At 71.8% G+C, this 19,171-nt stretch carries 16 protein-coding genes; 5 read left to right on the top strand and 11 right to left on the bottom strand.

Annotated elements, in window-relative coordinates; translation table 11 throughout:
- Positions 1-40 precede the first annotated feature (40 nt).
- The 6 genes from hemG to sfnG all read right to left on the bottom strand — a co-directional run bounded on the left by hemG (position 41) and on the right by sfnG (position 6,209).
- Positions 41-1,417 carry a protoporphyrinogen oxidase gene (gene hemG / locus FCL41_RS02980; RefSeq protein ID WP_137067440.1) on the bottom strand — a complete coding sequence of 459 codons (1,377 nt, stop codon included), beginning with the start codon at positions 1,415-1,417 and terminating at the stop codon, positions 41-43.
- A gap of 50 nt (positions 1,418-1,467) precedes the next feature.
- Entirely contained in the window at positions 1,468-2,022 is a 555-nt protein-coding gene (locus FCL41_RS02975) for a flavin reductase family protein (RefSeq protein WP_137067441.1), read from the bottom strand.
- Between the two features lie 62 nt (positions 2,023-2,084).
- Positions 2,085-2,609 carry an NADPH-dependent FMN reductase gene (locus FCL41_RS02970; protein ID WP_137067442.1) on the bottom strand — a complete coding sequence of 175 codons (525 nt, stop codon included), beginning with the start codon at positions 2,607-2,609 and terminating at the stop codon, positions 2,085-2,087.
- A gap of 105 nt (positions 2,610-2,714) precedes the next feature.
- Positions 2,715-3,872 carry an LLM class flavin-dependent oxidoreductase gene (locus tag FCL41_RS02965; protein ID WP_137067443.1) on the bottom strand — a complete coding sequence of 386 codons (1,158 nt, stop codon included), beginning with the start codon at positions 3,870-3,872 and terminating at the stop codon, positions 2,715-2,717.
- 19 nt (positions 3,873-3,891) lie between these two features.
- Entirely contained in the window at positions 3,892-5,106 is a 1,215-nt protein-coding gene (locus tag FCL41_RS02960; protein ID WP_239021745.1) for an SfnB family sulfur acquisition oxidoreductase, read from the bottom strand.
- Positions 5,103-6,209: a dimethylsulfone monooxygenase SfnG gene (sfnG, locus tag FCL41_RS02955; RefSeq protein WP_137067444.1), complete on the bottom strand. Its 1,107-nt coding sequence runs from the start codon at positions 6,207-6,209 to the stop codon at positions 5,103-5,105. The genes FCL41_RS02960 and sfnG overlap by 4 nt, the downstream gene beginning before the upstream one ends.
- Positions 6,210-6,424: 215 nt before the next feature.
- Between sfnG and FCL41_RS02950 the strand changes: the two genes are divergently transcribed.
- Complete coding sequence (locus tag FCL41_RS02950) at positions 6,425-7,369, top strand: LysR family transcriptional regulator (RefSeq protein WP_137067445.1); 945 nt, start codon at positions 6,425-6,427, stop codon at positions 7,367-7,369.
- On the opposite strand, the gene hemE is transcribed toward FCL41_RS02950, so the two are convergent.
- A complete protein-coding gene (gene hemE, locus FCL41_RS02945) occupies positions 7,354-8,394 on the bottom strand; it encodes a uroporphyrinogen decarboxylase (RefSeq protein ID WP_137067446.1) in 1,041 nt (346 codons plus the stop codon). The genes FCL41_RS02950 and hemE overlap by 16 nt on opposite strands.
- A 69-nt stretch (positions 8,395-8,463) precedes the next feature.
- Between hemE and FCL41_RS02940 the strand changes: the two genes are divergently transcribed.
- Together FCL41_RS02940 and FCL41_RS02935 are read left to right on the top strand one after the other, a co-directional pair.
- Positions 8,464-9,090: a DUF3000 domain-containing protein gene (locus FCL41_RS02940; RefSeq protein ID WP_137067447.1), complete on the top strand. Its 627-nt coding sequence runs from the start codon at positions 8,464-8,466 to the stop codon at positions 9,088-9,090.
- Positions 9,087-10,433 carry an HRDC domain-containing protein gene (locus FCL41_RS02935; protein ID WP_137067448.1) on the top strand — a complete coding sequence of 449 codons (1,347 nt, stop codon included), beginning with the start codon at positions 9,087-9,089 and terminating at the stop codon, positions 10,431-10,433. Before FCL41_RS02940 ends, FCL41_RS02935 begins: the two co-directional genes overlap by 4 nt.
- Before the next feature lie 37 nt (positions 10,434-10,470).
- Here the strand turns inward: FCL41_RS02935 and FCL41_RS02930 are convergent, their stop codons facing one another.
- From FCL41_RS02930 to FCL41_RS02920, 3 genes are all read right to left on the bottom strand, one after another.
- Complete coding sequence (locus tag FCL41_RS02930; RefSeq protein WP_137067449.1) at positions 10,471-11,844, bottom strand: ABC transporter substrate-binding protein; 1,374 nt, start codon at positions 11,842-11,844, stop codon at positions 10,471-10,473.
- 112 nt (positions 11,845-11,956) lie between these two features.
- Positions 11,957-12,436 carry a type II toxin-antitoxin system PemK/MazF family toxin gene (locus FCL41_RS02925; protein WP_239021744.1) on the bottom strand — a complete coding sequence of 160 codons (480 nt, stop codon included), beginning with the start codon at positions 12,434-12,436 and terminating at the stop codon, positions 11,957-11,959.
- 201 nt (positions 12,437-12,637) lie between these two features.
- Entirely contained in the window at positions 12,638-13,246 is a 609-nt protein-coding gene (locus FCL41_RS02920) for a hypothetical protein (RefSeq protein WP_137067450.1), read from the bottom strand.
- 148 nt (positions 13,247-13,394) lie between these two features.
- Here FCL41_RS02920 and FCL41_RS02915 point away from each other — a divergent pair, with 148 nt between their 5' ends.
- On the top strand, positions 13,395-14,693 hold the full coding sequence (locus FCL41_RS02915; RefSeq protein WP_137067451.1) for an HNH endonuclease signature motif containing protein: 1,299 nt from the start codon (positions 13,395-13,397) through the stop codon (positions 14,691-14,693).
- Between the two features lie 43 nt (positions 14,694-14,736).
- Complete coding sequence (locus FCL41_RS02910) at positions 14,737-15,243, top strand: hypothetical protein (protein WP_137067452.1); 507 nt, start codon at positions 14,737-14,739, stop codon at positions 15,241-15,243.
- A 19-nt stretch (positions 15,244-15,262) separates the two neighbouring features.
- On the opposite strand, the gene hrpA is transcribed toward FCL41_RS02910, so the two are convergent.
- Positions 15,263-19,144: an ATP-dependent RNA helicase HrpA gene (gene hrpA / locus FCL41_RS02905; RefSeq protein WP_137067453.1), complete on the bottom strand. Its 3,882-nt coding sequence runs from the start codon at positions 19,142-19,144 to the stop codon at positions 15,263-15,265.
- Positions 19,145-19,171: the final 27 nt, after the last annotated feature.

The following is a 19,171-nucleotide window of genomic DNA, read 5'->3' as shown; positions in this document are numbered from 1 at the left end:
TGCCATTGTGCAGGTCGCCCGGTTGGCTGCGGCGCAGCGCTCAGGAGCCCAGCAGGCCGGAGGCGGCCACGTGCGCGGAACCGATGACGGACGCGATCCCGACGCCGTCGTACGCAGCCCCGGCGACCTGGAGCCCGGGCGGCAGGCTGGCGCGCAGGTCGGCCACCATGTCGACGTGGCCCAGGGCGTACTGCGGCAGTCCACCGCCCCAGCGCTGCACGTGCACGTCGACGGGGGCCGCGCGCAGGCCGGTGGCGTCGGCAAGGTCGGCCAGGGACCAGGCGACGAGCTCGTCGTCGGTCGCCTGCAACGCCAACTCGTCGCCGTGGCGACCCAACGACGTACGCAGGTGGGCGACGCCGGCGGCCGCCCCGGCGCTGCGCACCCACTCCCACTTGGCGAAGGAGAAGGTCGAGGCCTTGATCCTCCGGCCCTCGTTCGGGGGCACGAGGAACCCGGAGGCGGACAGGCGGTCGAGCTCGGCGACGTCGTCGACCCCGAAGGCGAAGGTCACCACGGCCGTGGAGGCGTACTCCATCCCGGCGAGCGCCGCGCTGGCCCTCGGAGCGACCTCGCTGAGCAGACGGGCGGCCGGGGCGGCCGGGGTGGCCACCACGACCGCGCTGGCCTCGATGACCTCCGGAGTCGTCGTCGGCCCCACGGCCAGCGACCAGCCCGTGGGGCTGCGTCGCAGCTCGCGCACGGTCGTCCCCGTACGGACGGTGACACCGGTCGCGTCGGCGAGCCGTGCGGGCCAGGTGCCCATGCCACCGGCGATGCCGGCGAAGACCGGGACGTCGTAGGTGGTCGGGATCGTGCCGGCCTGGTCGAGCAGCGAGCCACGCTCGGCGAAGGCGACGAGCTGGGGGACGCAGGCGCGCGCGGAGAGCCGGCGGGCATCGCCGGCGTAGACGCCACCGAGGAGAGGCTCGACCAGCTGGTCGACGACCTCCTCGCCGAAGCGTGCGGCCACGAGGTCACCGACCGAGACGTCGTCGGTGATGACGGTCGCCGGCAGCGACGGTTCGCGCCGCACCCGCTCCAGACCCGCCTGGCTGAGGACGCCGGAGGCCTCCAGGTTCTCCAGGTCGAGCGGGACGCCCATCAGTGAGCGCGGCAGCGGTCGCAGGGCACCGCGGGTCCAGATCCGGGAGGTGGCGACGGCCGGATGCTCCAGCTCGAGCCCGACGGCGTGGGCCAGCGCCACGCCCTCGGGACGGCGGTTGAGCATCGCCTCCGCTCCGACGTCGACGGTCACGCCGGCAACCTCGGCGCAGCGCAGCTTGCCGCCGAGGCGATCAGTCGCCTCGAGCACGAGGACGTCGTGCCCGAACTCGGCAAGACGTCGGGCGGCGGCGAGCCCTGCGAGGCCGCCTCCGACCACGACGACGGGGTCGCCTGCAGCTGGGAGAGCCATGCCGTCCAATGTGCCAGACGGCCGGGAGAACGTCACGGCCGCGGTCCCCGTCAGGCGGCGTCCGCGCCCTCGCCCTCATTCTCGACAGGCTCACCGTTGAGGCGGCCCGACAGGGCCGCCGGGTCCAGGTCGTCGCGGTGCAGGCGCTGGAAGCCGCTGCGGTGGAAGACCAACGGCTCACGGTCCCCGGACGACTCTGCTGCCGACACCTCGAGCAGCACGATGAGGTGGTCGCCCGCCTCGAGCTCGGAGTGCAGGGTGGTGGTGAAGGTGCTGACGGCCTCGTCGAGCAGCACGGCACCCGCGGCGGACGTGTGGAGCCCGAGGTCCTCGAAGCGCGACTCCGCCGGTCCGGCCAGCTGGCGGCAGAGCGCGTCGTGGTGGTCGGCCAGCACGCTGATGCCGATCTCCTTCGCCGCGCGCAACGCGGGCCAGGTCTTCGACGTCCTGGCGATCGAGAAGGAGACGAGCGGGGGCTCGACGCTGATCGAGGTGAACGAGCTGGCGGCGAGGCCGATCAGCTGGCCGCCGACGCGCGCGGCCACGGCCACCACGCCGGAGGGGAAGGTGCCGTACGCGTCGCGCAGCGCGCGTGGGTCGGTCATGTCGGTGGTCCTGGTCTGTGCCTGTGCCTGTGTCATGGGGGTTCCTCTCGCGGGGCGCGGCGTCAGCCGGCCACGGGGGTGGGTGCGTCGGACTGGTCGAGCAGGGCGGTGACGACGGGGCGGGTGGTGGTCAGCCACGCCTCGTACGCCGCGGGGTCGTCGTAGGACGTGTCGACCACGCTGAGCGCCGCGCCGGGGACGGTGGCACCGAGCTCGGTGAGCACGGGCCGGAGGTGGGTCTCGGCCGCCATCGCGTGGCCGGGGGCCGCCGACAGCATGAGCGGCACCGCCACGGTGCCGACGAGCCCGCCACCGGCGATCCGGTCGAGGAAGAGCTTGAGCAGACCCGTGTACGAGGCCTTGTAGGTCGGGCTGGCGACGACCAGCAGCCGGGCGGCGCTGACCTGGGCGACCAGCTCGGCGACCTCGGCGTCCGACCAGTCGAGGAGGCGCGGGCCCCAGGTCGCCAGGTCGACGACCAGGTCGGGCTCGCCGTCGAGCTCGCGCGCCACCAGCAGGGCGGCGTCGAGCGTGCGGGAGGCGGGCTTGGGGTTGCCCACGAGGACGACGGTGCGAGGAGAGCTCATGGAGATCCTTCGGTAGGCCACTTTTGTGGTCAATCTATAGTGAATAACTGGACTTCGCGGCCCGGCGCGCCCACCGACCACGACGTGGACGGCCGGGCCGAGCGCTCAGGAGGCGGCGACCGGCACCCCGCCGAACGGCACCGAGGCGCGGACCGGTCCGGTCGGAGCCGGGTGCTCCCACAGGCCGCGGCGGGTCAGCTCGGGCAGGACGCCCTCACCGAAGTGGTAGGACTCCTCCAGGTGCGGGTAGCCCGACATGACGAACTCGGTGATGCCCGCGTCGACGTACTGCTCGACCAGGTCGGCGATCTCCGAGTGCGAGCCGACCATCGCGGTGCCGGCACCACCGCGCACCAGGCCGATGCCCGCCCACAGGTGGGGGTGGACCTCGAGGTGCTCCTTCGAGCCCTTGTTGAGCTCGAGCATCTTCTGCTGGCCGACCGAGGCGCTACGCGCCAGACCCGCCTGGATCGTGGCGATCTGCTCCTCGGAGATGCCGTCGAGCATCCGGTTCGCCACGGCCCACGCCTCCTCGGAGGTGTCGCGGGCGATCGAGTGCAGGCGCACGCCGTAGGTGAGCTCGCGGCCCTGCTCGGCGGCCAGGCGCTTGATCCACTCGACCTTCTCCCTGACGGCGGCCGGCGGCTCGCCCCAGGTCAGGTAGACGTCGGCGTACTTCGCGGCCACGTCACCGGCGGCGGGCGAGGAGCCGCCGAAGTAGATCGCCGGCACCGGCGAGGGAATCTGGTGGAGCGTCGCGTTCTCGACGGAGTGGTGCTGGCCGGTGAAGTTGACCGTCTCGCCCGCCCAGAGGGCGCGGACGATGTGGAGGAACTCGCCGGCCGACTCGTAGCGCTCCTCCTTGGTGGAGAAGTCGCCGAACATCCGCTGCTCGTGGTCCTCGCCGCCGACCACCACGTTGACGGCGAGCCGTCCACCGGAGAGGTTCTGGAAGGTGCCGCCCATCTGGGCGCCGAGGAACGGGGCGACCAGGCCGGGACGGAAGGCGACCAGGAACTTCAGTCGCTCCGAGAGGCTGCTGATCATCGCCGTGCTGACCCAGGCGTCCTCGCACCACGCACCGGTCGGCGTGAGGGCGGCCTCGAAGCCGAGCTGCTCGGCGGAGCGGGCAATCTGCCCGAGGTAGGGAACGGTGGCCGGACGCGTGGACGCCGTGACGTCGACGCCGTGGCCGCCGCCGACCACGTCTCGGCTGTCGCCACCGTTGGTCGGCAGGAACCAGTGGAACTTCAGCTTGCTCATCTGTGTTGTCTCCTCGGGGTCAGATCTGTCCGTGGCTCGGGGGCAGGACCCCGTCGAGCACGTGACGGCCCAGGTGCTGGATCTTCCAGGCCGCCGGGTCGTGCAGGGTGTGGGTGCGGGCGTTGCGCCAGTGGCGGTCAAGGTTGAGCCGCCCCAGGGCGGAGCGGGTGCCCGCCAGCTCGAAGAGCCGGCTGGCTGCCTCCACGCTCGCCCGGGTGGTCGCGGCGCGTGCCGCCGCCAGGGCGAGGCTGGCCGCTCCTGCCGTCTCGGCGGTCAGGTCGGCGTTGGCCCGGTCGACGGCGCGCGCAGCCTCGGCCAGCAGGGCCTCGGCACCGCGTACGGCCACCTCGAGCTCGCCGAACGCGTGCACGACCAGCGGGTCGTCGGCGTGGCGATCGACGCCCGCGTCGGGATAGGGGCGCGACGTGGTCGTGACGAAGGCAGCCGCCTCGGTCACCGCGGCGCGGGCGATGCCCGCGTCGATGGCAGCGTGCAGTGTCTGGGCGAAGGAACCGTAGGTCTGCGGACGGCCGTCGAAGGTCGCGTGGAACGGGGTGAGCAGGTCCTCGGTCACGGTGACGTCGACCAGGCGTACGCCGCCACTCGCCGTCGTGCGCTGGCCGACGCCGTCCCAGTCGTCGACGACGGTGACACCCTCGGTGTGTCGCTCGACCCAGGCCACGTGCAGGGGGCCGTCGACGTCGAGGTGGGCCAGGACCGGGATCCAGTCGGCGAAGAGCGCTCCGGTGCAGTAGCCCTTGTCGGCGTTGAGCACCCACTCCCCCTCGCCCGCCGGCAGCAGCGTGGCGCGGTAGTCGCGCACGTGCTTGGTGCCGAGCTCGGACTGGGCGTTGCCGAACATCTTCCCGGCGAGCACCTCGCCGAAGAAGAACGCCTGCTGCGCGGGCGCGGCCGACAGCCGCAGCGAGTTGACGTAGGCGAAGTGGCTCTGCGGGATCTGACCCAGGTTGGGGTCGCCCTGTGAGATCAGCCGGATCACGTCCGCCACGACCTCGACCGGCAGGTCCGCACCGCCGTGGGCCGCCGGCACGGTGATGGCCAGCAGGCCGGAGGCTGCCAGCTCACGCACCTGCTCGTGGGGCAGGATCCGCTGGGCGTCGCGCTCGGAGGCGCCCTCGGCGAACCGGTCACGCAGGCGCGCAGCCTCGGCGCGGGCGGACGCCGGGTCCAGGACCGGGACCCTGCCCTCGGTCACGGTGAGCTGCTGCGTCACGAGGCCACCGCCAGCTCGCTGGCCTCGAGCTCGCGGTAGACCGGGAGCACCTCGCGGCCGAAGTACTCGACCTCCTCCTGGAAGTGCAGGAAGCCGCAGAGCATCAGGTCGACGCCGCGGCGGCGGTACTCCAGCAGGCGGCGCGCGACCTGCTCGGGCGTACCGACCAGGCCGGTGCGGAAGCCCTCGTTGTACTGGACCATGTCGTCGAAGGTGGCGTCGGCCCACATGCCCTTCTTGTCGGCCGTGGAGGCCCCGGCCTGCTTGACGGCGTCGCCGAAGCTCTCGACGGCCTCGCGGTCGGCGCCGTCGATGATGTCCTGCAGCACCTGGTGGGCCTCGGCCTCGGTGTCGCGGGCGATCATGAAGCCGTTGATGCCGAACTTCACGGCGCGACCGGCGGCCGCCGCGTGGGCGCTGACCTCGTCGATCTGCTCCTGGGCACCCTCGGGGCTGCTGCCGTTCATGAAGTACCAGTCGGCCACGCGGCCGCCCATGCCCCGAGCGGCGGTGGAGTTGCCCCCCATGAAGACCTCCGGGTGCGAGCGGCCGGGCAGGTCGAGCGGCTTGGGCCGCATGTTGAAGTCGTGGAGACGGTAGAAGTCGCCGTTGAACTCGGCGGAGTCCGAGGTCCAGATCGCCCGCAGGTACTGGATGAACTCCTCGGCACGACGGTAGCGCTCGCCGTGCTCGAGCCACGGCTCGCCCAGCTGGGTGAACTCGTTCTTGAGCCAGCCACTGACGACGTTGACGGCGGCGCGACCGCCGGAGATGTGGTCGGCGGTGGTGAGGAACTTGGCCAGCACGCCGGGCTGCCACATGCCGGGATGGACCGCGGCGATCACCTTCAGGCGCTCGGTGGCGGCCAGCAGGGCCAGCGAGAAGGAGGTCGACTCGTGCTGGTCCGCAGCGCTGTACGACGCGAGGTAGCGGACCTGGGTCAGCGCGTAGTCGAAACCGTTCGCCTCCGCCGTCCGGGCGAGCTTCACGTTGTAGTCGTAGCTCCAGTCGGTGCGCTGCTCGACGTTGCTGACGACCAGGCCACCACTGACGTTGGGGACCCAGTAGGCGAACTGGAGCGGCGGGCGCTCGGTGCTGGTCATGCGGGAAGCCTCCGGAGGGGGGTCGACGCGGCAGGTCGACGCCGAGCGCCACCGCGTGTGGGTGAATCACGCAATGTTGTATCGCGTATGTCAATCAAAACACTAGACTTACTGGAGGCGCAAGGCGGGACCACTCGTCCAGCGCCAGATTCCGACTGGCGGGCGACAGGCCCTACCTCTCACCCCGCCACCCACCCAGCCCCAGGAGGAGCCTCGTGCGTCTCGAACAGCTCGAGTACGTCGTCGCCGTGACCCGCTACGGGTCCTTGCGCAAGGCCAGCGAGCACCTGCACGTCTCCCAGCCCGCCCTCAGCGAGGCCGTCGGCAAGCTCGAGCGCGAGCTCGGGCTGCCCCTGCTCGACCGCCGCCGCACCGGCAGCCGGATCAGCCGTGCCGGGCGCGAGCTGCTGCCGCACATGGTCGACGTCCTGGAGTCGGTGGACCGGCTGCGTACGGCGGCTGGCGACCAGGGTGTCACCGGCAGGGTGCTGCGCATCGGCACCGTCAACGGAGCCACCTCGACCGTGCTGGTGCCGGCGATCAAGGCGCTCCGCGCCCACCAGCCCGAGACCAGCGTCGAGGTGCTGCCGCTGCAGCAGCACGAGATCCACGGCGGCCTCCTCGACGGCGGCCTCGACCTCGGCCTGGTCAACCTGCTCGCCGACGACGCGGTACCGACGGACCTCACCTCGACGGTGCTGCTCCACGGCCGCCCTGTCGCCGTGCTCCCGCCCAGCCACGCACTCACGCAGCACGACGCGCTCACCGCCGACCAGCTGCGGACCGAGCGGTTCATCCTGATGCGCAGCGGCTACCTGATGCACCGGGTGGCCAACCGCCTCTTCGGCAGCGACCTGCCCCAGCAGGCGCACAGCACCGACGGGGCCGACCTCGGCAAGCTCATGGTCGCCGACGGCCTGGGCATCACCCTGCTGCCCGACTTCAGCGTCGTGGGCGACCCGCTGCACACCGCGGGGCTGGTCACCACGCGGCCGCTGCGGGGCGACCGCACGGCCGTACGCCTGGTGCTGCAGCACCGCCACCACCAGCTGTCCGCGCCGGTGCGCGACCTCGTGCTCTGCCTGCAGGCCGAGGCCAGCAGGGGCGCCCGAGCGACGACCCAGGCGTCACAGCCCGCGTCGACTCAGCCCAACGGGTAGGACTGCACGAACTCCGTCAGCCTCTTCAGCTGGTCGGGGTCGGTGCTGGGGATGACGCCGTGGCCGAGGTTGAAGATGTGGCCCCTGGCGGCCCGTCCGGCCTCGATCACCTGGCCGGCGCGCGCCAGCATCACGTCGGTCGGAGCGAAGACCAGCGTGGGGTCGAGGTTGCCCTGCACGGCGCGGTCGCCGACGAGCTCGATGCCGCGCTCGAGCGGCGTACGCCAGTCGACACCGACGACGTCGGCGCCGGCCTCGCCCATCAGGGAGAGCAGGTTGGTGGTGCCGACGCCGAAGTGGATGCGCGGCACGCCCAGCTCGCCGGCCTCGGCCAGCACGCGCGAGGAGTGCGGCATGACGTGCTCGGCGTAGTCCTGCGGGGTCAGCGCGCCCGCCCACGAGTCGAAGAGCTGGACCGCAGAAGCGCCGGCGTCGACCTGCACCTTGAGGTAGGCCGAGGCGATCTGGGCGATCTTGCGCATCAACGCGTCCCACACCTCGGGGGCGCCGAGCATCATGGCCTTGGTCTTCGCGTGGTCCTTCGAGGGACCGCCCTCGACGAGGTAGGACGCGACGGTGAAGGGCGCTCCGGCGAAGCCGATCAGCGGAGTGGCGCCGAGCTCACCGACGAGGCCCTGCACGGCCTGGGTGATGAAGGGGACGTGGTCGGGGGTGAGGTCGGGGATCCTCTCGACGTCGGCGAGGGTGCGCACCGGCTCGGCGACGACCGGGCCGACGCCCGCCTTGATGTCGAGGTCGACGCCGACCGCCTTGAGCGGCAGCACGATGTCGGAGAAGAAGATCGCCGCGTCGACGCCGTAGCGGCGGACGGGCTGCATGGTGATCTCGACGACGAGGTCAGGGTCCATGCACGACTCGAGCATGCCGACGCCTTCGCGCACCTTGAGGTACTCGGGCAGCGAGCGGCCCGCCTGACGCATGTACCAGACCGGCGTGTGGCTCACCGCCTCTCCGCGCGCGGCGGCGAGGAGGACACTGTCAGCGGCGGCGGGGGACGGGCTCACCTCGCGATCATCGCAGGTCAGGCGGCGTGTTGGCACATCGCTGGAGCGGGCGTGACTTAGCGTGAGGCCATGGTCGCGTACTCGGAGACCCGCCGTGGGCACGGGGCGGAGGAACCCCCTGCCGCGTTCCTCAGGGCGCTGGACCAGGTGCGGGCGGCGACGATGCGCGTCGAGGTCGCCGTCGAGGAGATGCCCGCCCCGCAGCGCATCGCACCGTGGGCCACGGCGATCACCGCCGACGTCGAGGTCGAGGAGGACGAGGTCGGCACCGGCCGCCTGATCCTGCTGCACGACCCGCAGGGCAACGACACCTGGCAGGGCACCTTCCGGCTCGTCGCCTACTCCCGTGCCGAGATCGACCCCGAGCTCGCCATCGACCCGCTCCTCGGAGAGGTCGGCTGGACCTGGCTGACCGACGCCCTCACAGCTCACGGAGCGACGTGGCGTGCCGCCTCCGGCACCGTCACCCGCGTGGCCACCGAGGCCTTCGGCGGGATGGTCGACGAGCCGACGACGGCACAGCTCGAGATCCGCGCCTCCTGGACCCCTGACATCGACGAGGACCAGACCTCGCTGCGCGCCCACGTCGAGGCATGGGGTGAACTTCTCTGTACGGCAGTCGGCCTCCCGCCGGTGCCCGAAGGCGTCGCCGCCTTCCCCCAACGACGTGGACAGCGGAGCAACACGACCCCATGACTTCTGACGACGCGACAGGCACCGAGCCGACGGAGCCGGTCCCGACGGGCGAGGAGACCGAGGGCGAGACCGCCCCTCCCCCGCCCCCCGTACCCCTGCTCACGCTGAGCGGCGGCATCCCGGACGTCGTCGACACCCCCTCGCGCCTGGAGGAGGCCTGCGCTGCCCTGGCGGCGGCCACCGGCCCCATCGCCCTGGACGCCGAGCGCGCCTCCGGCTACCGCTACTCGCAGCGGGCCTACCTGATCCAGCTGCGGCGCGGCGACTCCGGCACGTGGCTGATCGACCCCATCGCCTTCAACTCCGACCTGCCGACGCTGGCCGAGGCCATGGGCGACGCCGAGTGGATCCTGCACGCGGCGACCCAGGACCTGCCGTGCCTGCGCGAGGTCGGCCTGGAGCCCACCACGATCTTCGACACCGAGCTCGCCGGTCGCCTGCTCGGCATGCCCCGGGTCGGCCTCGCCACCCTGGTCGAGGAGGTCGTGGGCCTGCGGATGCGCAAGGAGCACTCCGCCGCCGACTGGTCGAAGCGTCCGCTGCCGACTCCGTGGCTGGAGTACGCCGCCCTCGACGTCGAGGTGCTCGCCGAGCTGCGCGACCACATGCAGTCCGAGCTCGTGAAGGCCGGCAAGTGGGAGTGGGCCCAGCAGGAGTTCACGCACCTGCTGGACTTCCAGCCCACCGTCCGGGTCGACGCGTGGCGGCGTACGGCGGGCCTGCACAAGTTGCGCGGACGCCGTGCCCTCGCGGTGGCCCGGGCCCTGTGGGAGACGCGTGACGAGATCGCCCGCACCCGCGACGTGACGCCCGGCCGGGTGGTCCCCGACGCCGCGCTGGTCGCCGCGGCGGCCGCGATGCCGGCCAACCGCAACGCCCTGCTGGCCACCCGCGGCTTCAACGGACGCGGCGCCGAGCGCTACGCCAACCGCTGGATGGACGCGATCGCGACAGCGATGCAGATCCCGGAGGAGGAGCTGCCCCCGCGCACCCTGCGGGGCGACGGCCCCCCGCCCGTCAAGGCGTGGGCCGACCGCGACCCGGTCGCCGACCGCCGCTACAAGGTGGCCCGCGACGCGACGCTCTCCATTGCCGCCGAGCACCACCTGCCGGTCGAGAACCTGATCACGCCCGACCACGTACGCCGCGCGATGTGGACGCCGCCCGCTACCCGCGACCCGCAGCTGCTGGCGCAGCAGCTGCGCCGGCAGCTCAGCGGCTACGGCGCGCGGCGCTGGCAGGTCGACCTCGTCCTCGACGCACTCGTCGAGGCGACGGTGCTCGCCGACCAGGAGCCGCCGGTCGTCCCCGACGGGCCGGACGACGAGTCGACCGAGGCCTGACGGCCCGGCCGGGCCGGGCCCTGACGGCCTGGCCGGCTCAGTCCTTCGGGCTGGGGCTCTCGCTCGGCTCGACGTCCTCGGGGCTCAGCACCGTGCGTGAGGCCTCGTCGATCTGCTCGGTGATCGCCTCGAGGTCGATCTCGCCCGGGTCGAGCAGGAGCTGGCGCACGTAGGGGCGTACGGCCTTCTCCAGCGCCTCCCACGACGGCACCAGCGGCTGGAACTCGATGCCACGGATGGCCGAGTTGAAGACTCGCGAACGCTCCGGCATCTGGCCCTTCTGGAGGAAGGCGTCGGAGGCGGCCACGGTCAGGTTGGCCGGGACGATCGCGCCGGCCTCCGTCACCTTGACGGTGGCTTCGTCGCCGATCAGGTGGGCGATCAGGTCGGCCGCCTGTCCGGGGTGCTCGGTCTTGGCCGAGATGCAGAGGCCGTCGACGTCGCCGACGGTGGCGGCGGAGCCGAGGTAGGGCATCGGCATCACGTTGAACTCGAGGCCCTCCTGCTCGCGCAGCTCGGGCACGAGGCCGCGCTGGCCAGCCATCATGGCGAGCTTGCCGCGCTTGAACCACTCCAGCGGAGACCGCTTGGCGATCTTGTCCTCGGGCAGGGTGATGCTCGCGTCGCGCAGCACGGGCAGCGCCTCCGCCAGCGCGTCCCGGGTCTCCTCCGAGGAGAAGGCGAGGGAGGTGGGGTTCTTGGCGTCGTCGAAGAGCGAGCCGCCGGCGGAGAGGATGAAGGGGGCGAGCCCTTCGACCGAGGCGTCGATGTGGACGCCGGAGACGCCGCGTACGGGCCGGGTGCCGAAGCGGGCCGCCTCCGCGAACTGGGGCATCCGCCAGCGGTCCCAGCGCGAGGAGACGTCGAGGCCGCGCTCCGTCATCACCTCGAAGTTGATGAGCTTCTCGTTGAGGTAGATCACCATCGGCGAGATCGAGTAGGCCATGCACTGCAGGTCGCCGTCGAGGCTGAACGACTCGACCGCGTCGCGCGAGAACTTGTCGCCGAAGTCGACGCCTCGTTCGTCGAGCAGCTCGCTGACGGGGCGGGTCAGCTTCTCGTCCATCGCCAGGCGCAGGTCGGAACGCGCCATCAGGAAGACGTCAGGCACCTGCTCGGGGTCACCGCTGGCCAGCGCACTGCGGGCCGCCTCCTGCGAGGTCCACTCGACCAGGCTCGCCCGGGTGGACCTGTTGCCCTCGTTGAAGTCGCGCAGCGTCTCGTCCCAGGCGACCATCTCGGCCTCGGTGCCGAAGACGCCGAAGGTGAGGTGGTCCGGCTCGGCACGCACCGTCGGGGAGGGGGTGGCGGAGGGCCCGTCGCCGGGGTCCCCGTCGCTCGTGCAGGCAGTCGCCGTGAGAGCAAAGGTGAGGAGCGAGGCCAGGGCCAGGGCGGGTCGGCGGGTCGTCATGGGGCGGGGATCTTCTCTCTCATGCCAAGGGCGCACGTCGAGGACGTGCGGGTGTGTCGCCGGGTCAGCCTACCGACACCGGGGTGACCGTCGGCCCGACGGCGTGCCCCGCTCAGCCGAGGTCGTGGAACTGCCGAGCCCTGGCCACGACGCGGTCGAAGACCGGCTTCGGGAGCGCGGCGCCCTCGCGCCGGATCGAGGCCCCGTCGAGCCGGAGCAGACGGTCGAGACGCACCTCACTCGGACGGCCCTGACTGTCCCACGCACCGCTGCCGACGTCCATCCAGTGACGCCCGTGCCGGGCCTCCCGAGCGGGGTCGCGCGAGTGGTCCTGGCTGCTCAGCATGAGCCCGAACCACACCGAGTCGTGGTGGGCCAGGAGCAGGACCGGCCGGTCCTTGCCCTGCGACGGGTCGTCCTCGTAGGGCACCCAGCCCCACACCACCTCGCCGGGATCGGGCTCGCCGTCGACCTCGACGGCGTACTGCACGACGGGGCCGCCGGGCGCGGCGGGTCGGAGATCGGCAACGCCGCGCGGGGTGGACGACGTACGTCCGAGGAGGCGGCTGACGGCGGAACTGAGACGACCCATGCCGCGAGCCTAGAGGGCTGCCAGAGGAGGCGGAGGGTGTGCACCGGGCCGAGAGCACCTCTCGGCGCGTGGCCGCTCGTAGCGGCTAATTTTGGGACCCGGGGCTTCAGCGGCCCGGTGCACGAGAAGAGTCTATGCCGGTCCGGGGACGGCGGCGACCCCCGCGGACGAGATGGTTCTCACCCCGGCGACGACGAGGGCTCAGACCAGGGCGCCCTGCGCCTCGAGGCGCGACGCGGCCTCGAGCTGCTCGGCCAGCTGGAGCATGCGCACGGTCTCGTCGTGGCTGGCGTGGCCCAGGTGAGCTCGGCCGGTGGCGACCACGTGCGAGAAGGCTGCGGCCCGGTGCAGGACGTCGACGAAGTCACCGCGCACGATGCCGTGGAGCACCTCGTCGATCATCGCGAGCACCTGCTCGGGGCCTGGCGGATCAGCGATGCCGGACACGACCCCGGCGGCCTGCGCGGTGCCGCGACCGGCACGGAACTCCTCGGCGACCCGGTGCGGGTTGGTCTTCACCCAGGTGGTCAGGAGGTAGAGCCGCCACAGCGTCCCGGCGAGGGAGTCGCTCGGAGAGCCGGACCAGATGTCGGCGAGCACTTCCAGCCCCTCGGTCTCAGCCAGGCGGACCACCCGGTCGATCAGCACCTCGTCGCCCTCTCGGCGTACGCCGCGCACGAGCATCGTGGCTGCCAGCTCGCCGGCCTCGCGCACCTGTGCGGGGTCGCTGCCGGTCATCTCCTCGAAGAAGGCGTCGGTCCGCACCACCGGGCGGTGGTGGCGGCGTGCCTCAGGGCGGGGATCGCTCATGCGTCCCACGGTACGCGGGGCGCCTGACTGTCGTGGCGAGACCTCGGATACCTGATTTCAGGACTGTTGTTCGAACATGTGTTCGAGCAAGAATGGAAGCACGGGACGGCTCCACGTGGGCTGACATGAGGTGGAGAGAGGTGGCGGCATGCATCCGTTGAGCGAGCTGACCGGCACGATCAGCGAGGCGCTGAAGTCGGTCGCCGACGTCAACCCCACCTTCATGCCCACCGGCGACAAGGCAGCGGTGCTGCGCGACCTGGTCGTCCTCGAGAGCCGCGCCGCGGAGCTGCGGTTGCGCGTGCTGGCCTCTGCGGGCGACGTGGCCGGCGCGGAGGGGTTCCGGGACGCTGCGGCCTGGCTGGCGTTCCACACGCGTACGCGGCGCGGCGACGCCGCAGCCGACCTGCGGCTGGCAGTCGCCTTGGACCGAGAGCGCGCGGTACTGGCCCGCGCGGTGCGCGAAGGGCACGTGTCGATCGCGCAGGCGCGGGTCATTGCTGCCGCCGTGGAGGAGCTGCCCTCCCGAGTCGGTGCCGACGTGATCGAGGCAGCCGAGGTGAGGCTCGTCGCGCTCGCTGCCGATCACGACCCGAGCGCCCTGGTCAAGCTCGGCCGACGGATCCTCGAGGTCGTCGACCCCGACCGGTTCGAGGAGGAAGAAGCCCGCCGGCTCGCTGAGGCCGAGAAGCGCGCGGCCGAGCGGCAGCGCCTGCGGATCCGGGCCCTGGGCGATGGGACGACTCGGATCAGCGCGATCGTCCCGGATGCCACGGCCGCGAGGTTGGCGACCTACCTGCACGCCTTCACGAATCCGAGGTTGAGCGACGGTGCGGTCCGCAGCAACGCCGCTCAGGACGACACCGGCCACGACACCGGCCACGACACCGACGAGCAGACCGGCTTCGGCATGCAGGGGTCCCACCCCCGCCGGATGGCCGAAGCCTTCGGTCAGCTGCTGGAGACCCTCGACCCCACACGACTGCCCATCCACGGCGGCGACGCCACCCACCTCATGGTCACGATCCCGTTCGAGACCCTCACCCGCGACCTCGGCGTGGCCACCATCGACAACGCCACCCCCGGCGACGGCCACGCCACGATCACCGCCGCGCAGGCGAGGCGCCTGGCCTGCACGGCCCAGATCATCCCAGCGGTCCTCGGCACCGACGGCGAGGTCCTCGACGTCGGCAGAGCCGCCCGACTCTTCACCAAGGCCCAACGCCGGGCCCTCGCCCTGCGGGACACCACCTGCCGAGCCGAGGGATGCGACATCCCCGGCACCTGGTCCGAGGCGCACCACCTCGTGCCGTGGTCACACGGCGGCGCCACCGACCTGTCCAACGCGGCGCTCCTGTGCTCCCACCATCACCACCGATCCCACGACCCCGGCTACGACATGAGCCGGATGGCCAACGGCGACCTACGGTTCCACCGACGGACTTAGCCGAGCACCAGACGTGGTGCACGTTGTTCCCTACCGTTGGGGCATGGCTGACGTGACCTTGCCCTGGGCTGCCGAGAAGGTGGTCGTCGACCTCGACACCTGCGTCAAGACCGGGCGCCCGACCAACGAGACCGTGACGCTGCGCGGCACCACCACGCCCCTGTGGATCACGGTGTTGCTCGTGTTCTCGGTGTTCGGATACCTGCTGGCCACCATGCTGACCATGCGGCGGTACGAGCTCAAGGTTCCGTTCACGCACGCGGCCTACGACCACTGGAACAGGCGGCGGTGGGCGGCCTGGGCCGCGGGCCTGACCGGCGGTGGCTTTCTGGCCGGCGCCGTGGCGGCCAACGACGGCCGCTCCGGAGTGCTGGCAGGTGTCGGCCTCGTGATCCTGACGGGCGCGGTCGTCTTCGGTGTGGCCAACTCCCTGCGCAACTCCGTCGGGGTGCACGTGAACCGCGACCAGGACCTGGTCATCGTCCGCACCCACCCCTCCTTCGCCGACGCCGTCCGCGCTGCCGCTGTCGAGCCGCTCGCCCGAGCCTGAGTCCGGGCCCGCGGCAGGATCAGCCCAGGGCCTTGCGGATCCTCTGGTCGCTCACCTTCATCGCGGTGCCGAGGTGCTGCGCCCACAGCTGCACCCGGTACTCCTCCAGCATCCAGCGCGCCTCACGCAGGTGGGCGGTGGGCGGACGGCCCTGGGGCAGCGCCGCCATCTGGTGGAGCCACGACTCCTGGAGATCGGCGACCTGGTCCATGAGCTGGCGGTCCCGGGCCACCTGCCCGGCCAGCTTCTCGCGCCGCTCGACGATCGCCGCGAGGTAGCGCGGGTAGTGACGCAGCTGTGCGGCCCCGGCCTCGCCGAGGAAGCCACGGTGCACCAGTCGCTCCAGCTGCGCCCTCATGTCGGTCAGCGCCGGCAGCGTGTACAGGTCCGCCCGTCCCGACAACGCCTTCTCGGTCTCGCGCCAGGCGGCCAGCACCTTGGCGAGGTCGGCGAAGGCGCTCGGCAGCATGCGCTGCAGCTCCGTGCGGGCGACGGCGAGCAGGGCGTCGTACGCCGCCTGGTCGCGCACCGCGGGTCGCGCGTCGACGACGTCACCGACGACGGCGGCGCGCAGGTCCTCCACCATCTCCTGCACGGTCGGGTAGGGCGACGACGCCAGGGCCAGCTTCTCGAGGTTGGAGAGGCCGTCGAGGAGGAGCTCGGCGCTGGGCAGCGCGAGCAGCAGGAGGCGGCGTACGCCGAGCCGGTGCCGCGCCGCAGCCTCGTCGGACGATCCGAAGACGCCCAGGCCCACGGTGGCGCCCTCGTCGGTGAGCGCCGGGTAGCCGCGCACCTCGTGGCCGGCGCGCCGCTGGGTGAAGGAGGTCTCGATGGTGCCGAAGGTCCACGTCGTCTGGCCCGTCGCCGTGACGCCGGTGTCCTGGGCGACCTCGGCCATCGCCGCCGCGAACGTGGGCCGCAGCGGTGCCTTGAGGGCGTCCAGGTCCTTGCCGGCCGCGGCGACCTTGCCGTTGTCGCCGACGACCTTGAAGGTGGGTCGCAGGTGGGCCGGCAACTTGTCGAGGTCCCACGCCTCGCGCGGCACGTGCACGCCGGTCGTCGCGCGCAGGAAGCGCTCCAGGGAGTCCAGCAGCGGCTCCTCCCCCGGCGGCACGGCAGCCAGGAAGGCCTTGGCCGTGTTGGGCGCCGGCACGAACGAGACCCGCAGCTGCTTGGGGAGCGTACGGATGAGGTTGACCACCAGCTCCTCGCGCAACCCCGGCACCAGCCACGAGAAGTCGTCGGCCTCGACCTGGTTGAGGGTCGCCACCGGCACCTCGATGGTGAGGCCGTCGTCGGCCGCCCCCGGCTCGAAGTGGTAGCTGATCGGGAAGGTCAGCGACTCGCCGTGCCACTGGGTCGGGAAGTCGCTGGCCGCGACCTCCTCGGCGGTGTCGTGGGTGAGCATGTCGAGGCTGAAGGTCAGGAGGTTGCCGTGCACCCGCCGCTCCTGCTTCCACCACCGCTCGAAGTGCGCGCCGGAGACGATGTCCGCCGGGATGCGCTGGTCGTAGAAGTCGAAGAGGGTGTGCTCGTCGACGACGATGTCGCGCCGCCGCGCCCGGTGCTCCAGCTCCTCGGCCTCGGCCAGGAGCTGGCTGTTCTTCGTGAAGAACTTGTGACGCCCGGAGGTGAGCTCGTCCCACTCGCCCTGCACCAGGGCGTGGCGGATGAAGAGCTCGCGGGCGACCTCAGGGTCGATCGAGCCGTAGTTGACCGCGCGGTCGGAGACCAGGGTCACGCCGTAGAGCGTCACCTTCTCCTTCGCCATCACCGCAGCCCGCTTCTTCGACCACGCGGGTTCGGAGAAGGAGCGCTTCACGAGGTGGGAGCCGAGGCGCTCGGCCCACTCGGGCTTGATGGCGGCATTCTGCCTCGCCCACAGCCGCGAGGTCTCGACGAGCTCACCGGCCATCACGAAGGGCGGGTTGGCGCCCTTGAGGGCACTGCCCGGGAAGATGGCGAAGCGCGACCCGCGGGCGCCGAGGTACTCCCGCATCTGCCGCCGCTCCGTCGGCTTGGCGCCAGGGCGGGGACGCTCCCGTTCCTCGAGAGCCCCGATGTGGGAGAGCAGCCCCGCGAGCAGGGCCTGGTGGATGCCGTCGGCGTCGTACGCTGCGCCGCCCTCGCCCTCCTCGTTGACGTCGCGGCGCCCGCGGGCCTGGCCGAGGTCGACCTTCATCTCCTTGCAGACCTGGCGCAGCTGCGACTCGAAGTCCTGCCACTCGCGCATCCGCAGGTAGTTGAGGTACTCGCGCTTGCACATCCGCCGGAAGGCCGACGACGACAGGTCGCGCTGCTGCTGCTTCACGTACTGCCACAGGTTGAGCCAGGTCAGGAAGTCGGACGTCTTGTCCTTGAAGCGGGCGTGCAGCTGGTCGGCCTGCGCCTGCGCGTCGGCCGGGCGCTCGCGCGGGTCCTGGAGCGAGAGCGCGGCGGCGATGACGATGACGTCACGCACGCAGCCCATCTGCTCGGCCTCGAGGATCATCCGGCCCAACCGTGGGTCGATCGGCAGGCGGGCCAGCCGCTGACCGAGCTTGGTCAGGCGCTTCTGGTCACTGGTCTTGGTGGAGAAGGCCCCCAGCTCCTCCAGGAGCTGGACGCCGGCGGAGACGTTGCGCTTGTCCGGGGGCTCGACGAACGGGAAGCGGGCAATGTCACCCAGCCCCAGCGACGTCATCTGGAGGATGACGCTGGCCAGGTTGGTGCGCAGGATCTCCGGGTCGGTGAACTCCGGGCGGCCCTCGAAGTCCTCTTCCGAGTAGAGGCGGATCGCGATGCCCTCGCTGACGCGCCCGCACCGCCCCGAGCGCTGGTTGGCGCTGGCCTGGCTGATCGGCTCGATGGGCAGGCGCTGCACCTTGGTGCGCACCGAGTAGCGGGAGATGCGGGCCACGCCGGTGTCGACCACGTACTTGATGCCCGGCACGGTCAGCGAGGTCTCGGCGACGTTGGTCGCCAGCACCACGCGGCGCACGGAGGCGGGGTGGGAGGAGAAGACCCGGTGCTGCTCGGCGGCGGAGAGCCGCGAGTAGAGCGGCACGATCTCCAGCCGGTCGGACTTGAGCGCGTCGAAGGCGTCGGCGGTGTCGCGGATCTCCCGCTCGCCGGGGAGGAAGACGAGCACGTCGCCGGGGCCCTCGGTCGAGAGCTCACGGACGGCGTCGACGATGGCCTCGGTCTGGTCGCGGACGACCGTCTCCCCCTCCTCGTCGGTCGAACCGAGCTCCATCAGCGGCCGGTAGCGGACCTCGACGGGGTACGTCCGCCCGGAGACCTCGATGATCGGTGCGGGGGTGCCGTCGCGCTCGGCGAAGTGCTGCGCGAAGCGCTCGACGTCGATGGTGGCGGACGTGACGATCAGCTTGAGGTCAGGACGCTTCGGCAGCAGGCGGCGCAGGTAGCCGAGCAGGAAGTCGATGTTGAGGCTGCGCTCGTGGGCCTCGTCGATGATGATCGTGTCGTACCTGCGCAGCATCCGGTCGCGCTGGAGCTCGGCCAGCAGGATGCCGTCGGTCATCAGCTTGACCCGCGACGAGCGCGAGGTCTGGTCGGTGAAGCGCACCTGGTAGCCGACCACGTCGCCGAGGCCGGTCCCGATGCCGTCGGCGGCCAGCTCCTCGCTGATCCGCTCGGCCACCGAGCGGGCGGCGATGCGCCGCGGCTGGGTGTGGCCGATCAGGCCACCGGACGCCTTGTCCCCGCGTCCGCGGCGACGACCGCGCCCCAGCTCGAGGCAGATCTTGGGCAGCTGGGTCGTCTTGCCGGAGCCGGTCTCCCCGGCCACGATCACGACCTGGTGGTCGCGGATCGCTGCCGCGATGTCGTCGCGTCGCTGCGAGACCGGCAGGTGCTCGGGATAGGTGATCGCGAGCGTGGGTTCGGTGGGCGCGGACATCGTGCGTCCATTCTGCCTGCTGCTCGA

It is taken from the genome of Nocardioides jishulii (assembly GCF_006007965.1).
GTDB lineage: Bacteria > Actinomycetota > Actinomycetes > Propionibacteriales > Nocardioidaceae > Nocardioides > Nocardioides jishulii.
This window is presented reverse-complemented; position numbering and strand designations above follow the sequence as displayed.

What these genes read in the sequence shown, in the direction of transcription:
- hemG (WP_137067440.1), bottom strand. Translation starts at nt 1,417, where the DNA reads ATGGCTCTCCCAGCTGCAGGCGACCCCGTCGTCGTGGTCGGAGGCGGC.
- FCL41_RS02975 (WP_137067441.1), bottom strand. Translation starts at nt 2,022, where the DNA reads ATGACCGACCCACGCGCGCTGCGCGACGCGTACGGCACCTTCCCCTCC.
- FCL41_RS02970 (WP_137067442.1), bottom strand. Translation starts at nt 2,609, where the DNA reads ATGAGCTCTCCTCGCACCGTCGTCCTCGTGGGCAACCCCAAGCCCGCC.
- FCL41_RS02965 (WP_137067443.1), bottom strand. Translation starts at nt 3,872, where the DNA reads ATGAGCAAGCTGAAGTTCCACTGGTTCCTGCCGACCAACGGTGGCGAC.
- sfnG (WP_137067444.1), bottom strand. Translation starts at nt 6,209, where the DNA reads ATGACCAGCACCGAGCGCCCGCCGCTCCAGTTCGCCTACTGGGTCCCC.
- FCL41_RS02940 (WP_137067447.1), top strand. Translation starts at nt 8,464, where the DNA reads ATGGTCGCGTACTCGGAGACCCGCCGTGGGCACGGGGCGGAGGAACCC.
- FCL41_RS02935 (WP_137067448.1), top strand. Translation starts at nt 9,087, where the DNA reads ATGACTTCTGACGACGCGACAGGCACCGAGCCGACGGAGCCGGTCCCG.
- FCL41_RS02930 (WP_137067449.1), bottom strand. Translation starts at nt 11,844, where the DNA reads ATGACGACCCGCCGACCCGCCCTGGCCCTGGCCTCGCTCCTCACCTTT.
- FCL41_RS02925 (WP_239021744.1), bottom strand. Translation starts at nt 12,436, where the DNA reads ATGGGTCGTCTCAGTTCCGCCGTCAGCCGCCTCCTCGGACGTACGTCG.
- FCL41_RS02920 (WP_137067450.1), bottom strand. Translation starts at nt 13,246, where the DNA reads ATGAGCGATCCCCGCCCTGAGGCACGCCGCCACCACCGCCCGGTGGTG.
- FCL41_RS02915 (WP_137067451.1), top strand. Translation starts at nt 13,395, where the DNA reads ATGCATCCGTTGAGCGAGCTGACCGGCACGATCAGCGAGGCGCTGAAG.
- FCL41_RS02910 (WP_137067452.1), top strand. Translation starts at nt 14,737, where the DNA reads ATGGCTGACGTGACCTTGCCCTGGGCTGCCGAGAAGGTGGTCGTCGAC.
- hrpA (WP_137067453.1), bottom strand. Translation starts at nt 19,144, where the DNA reads ATGTCCGCGCCCACCGAACCCACGCTCGCGATCACCTATCCCGAGCAC.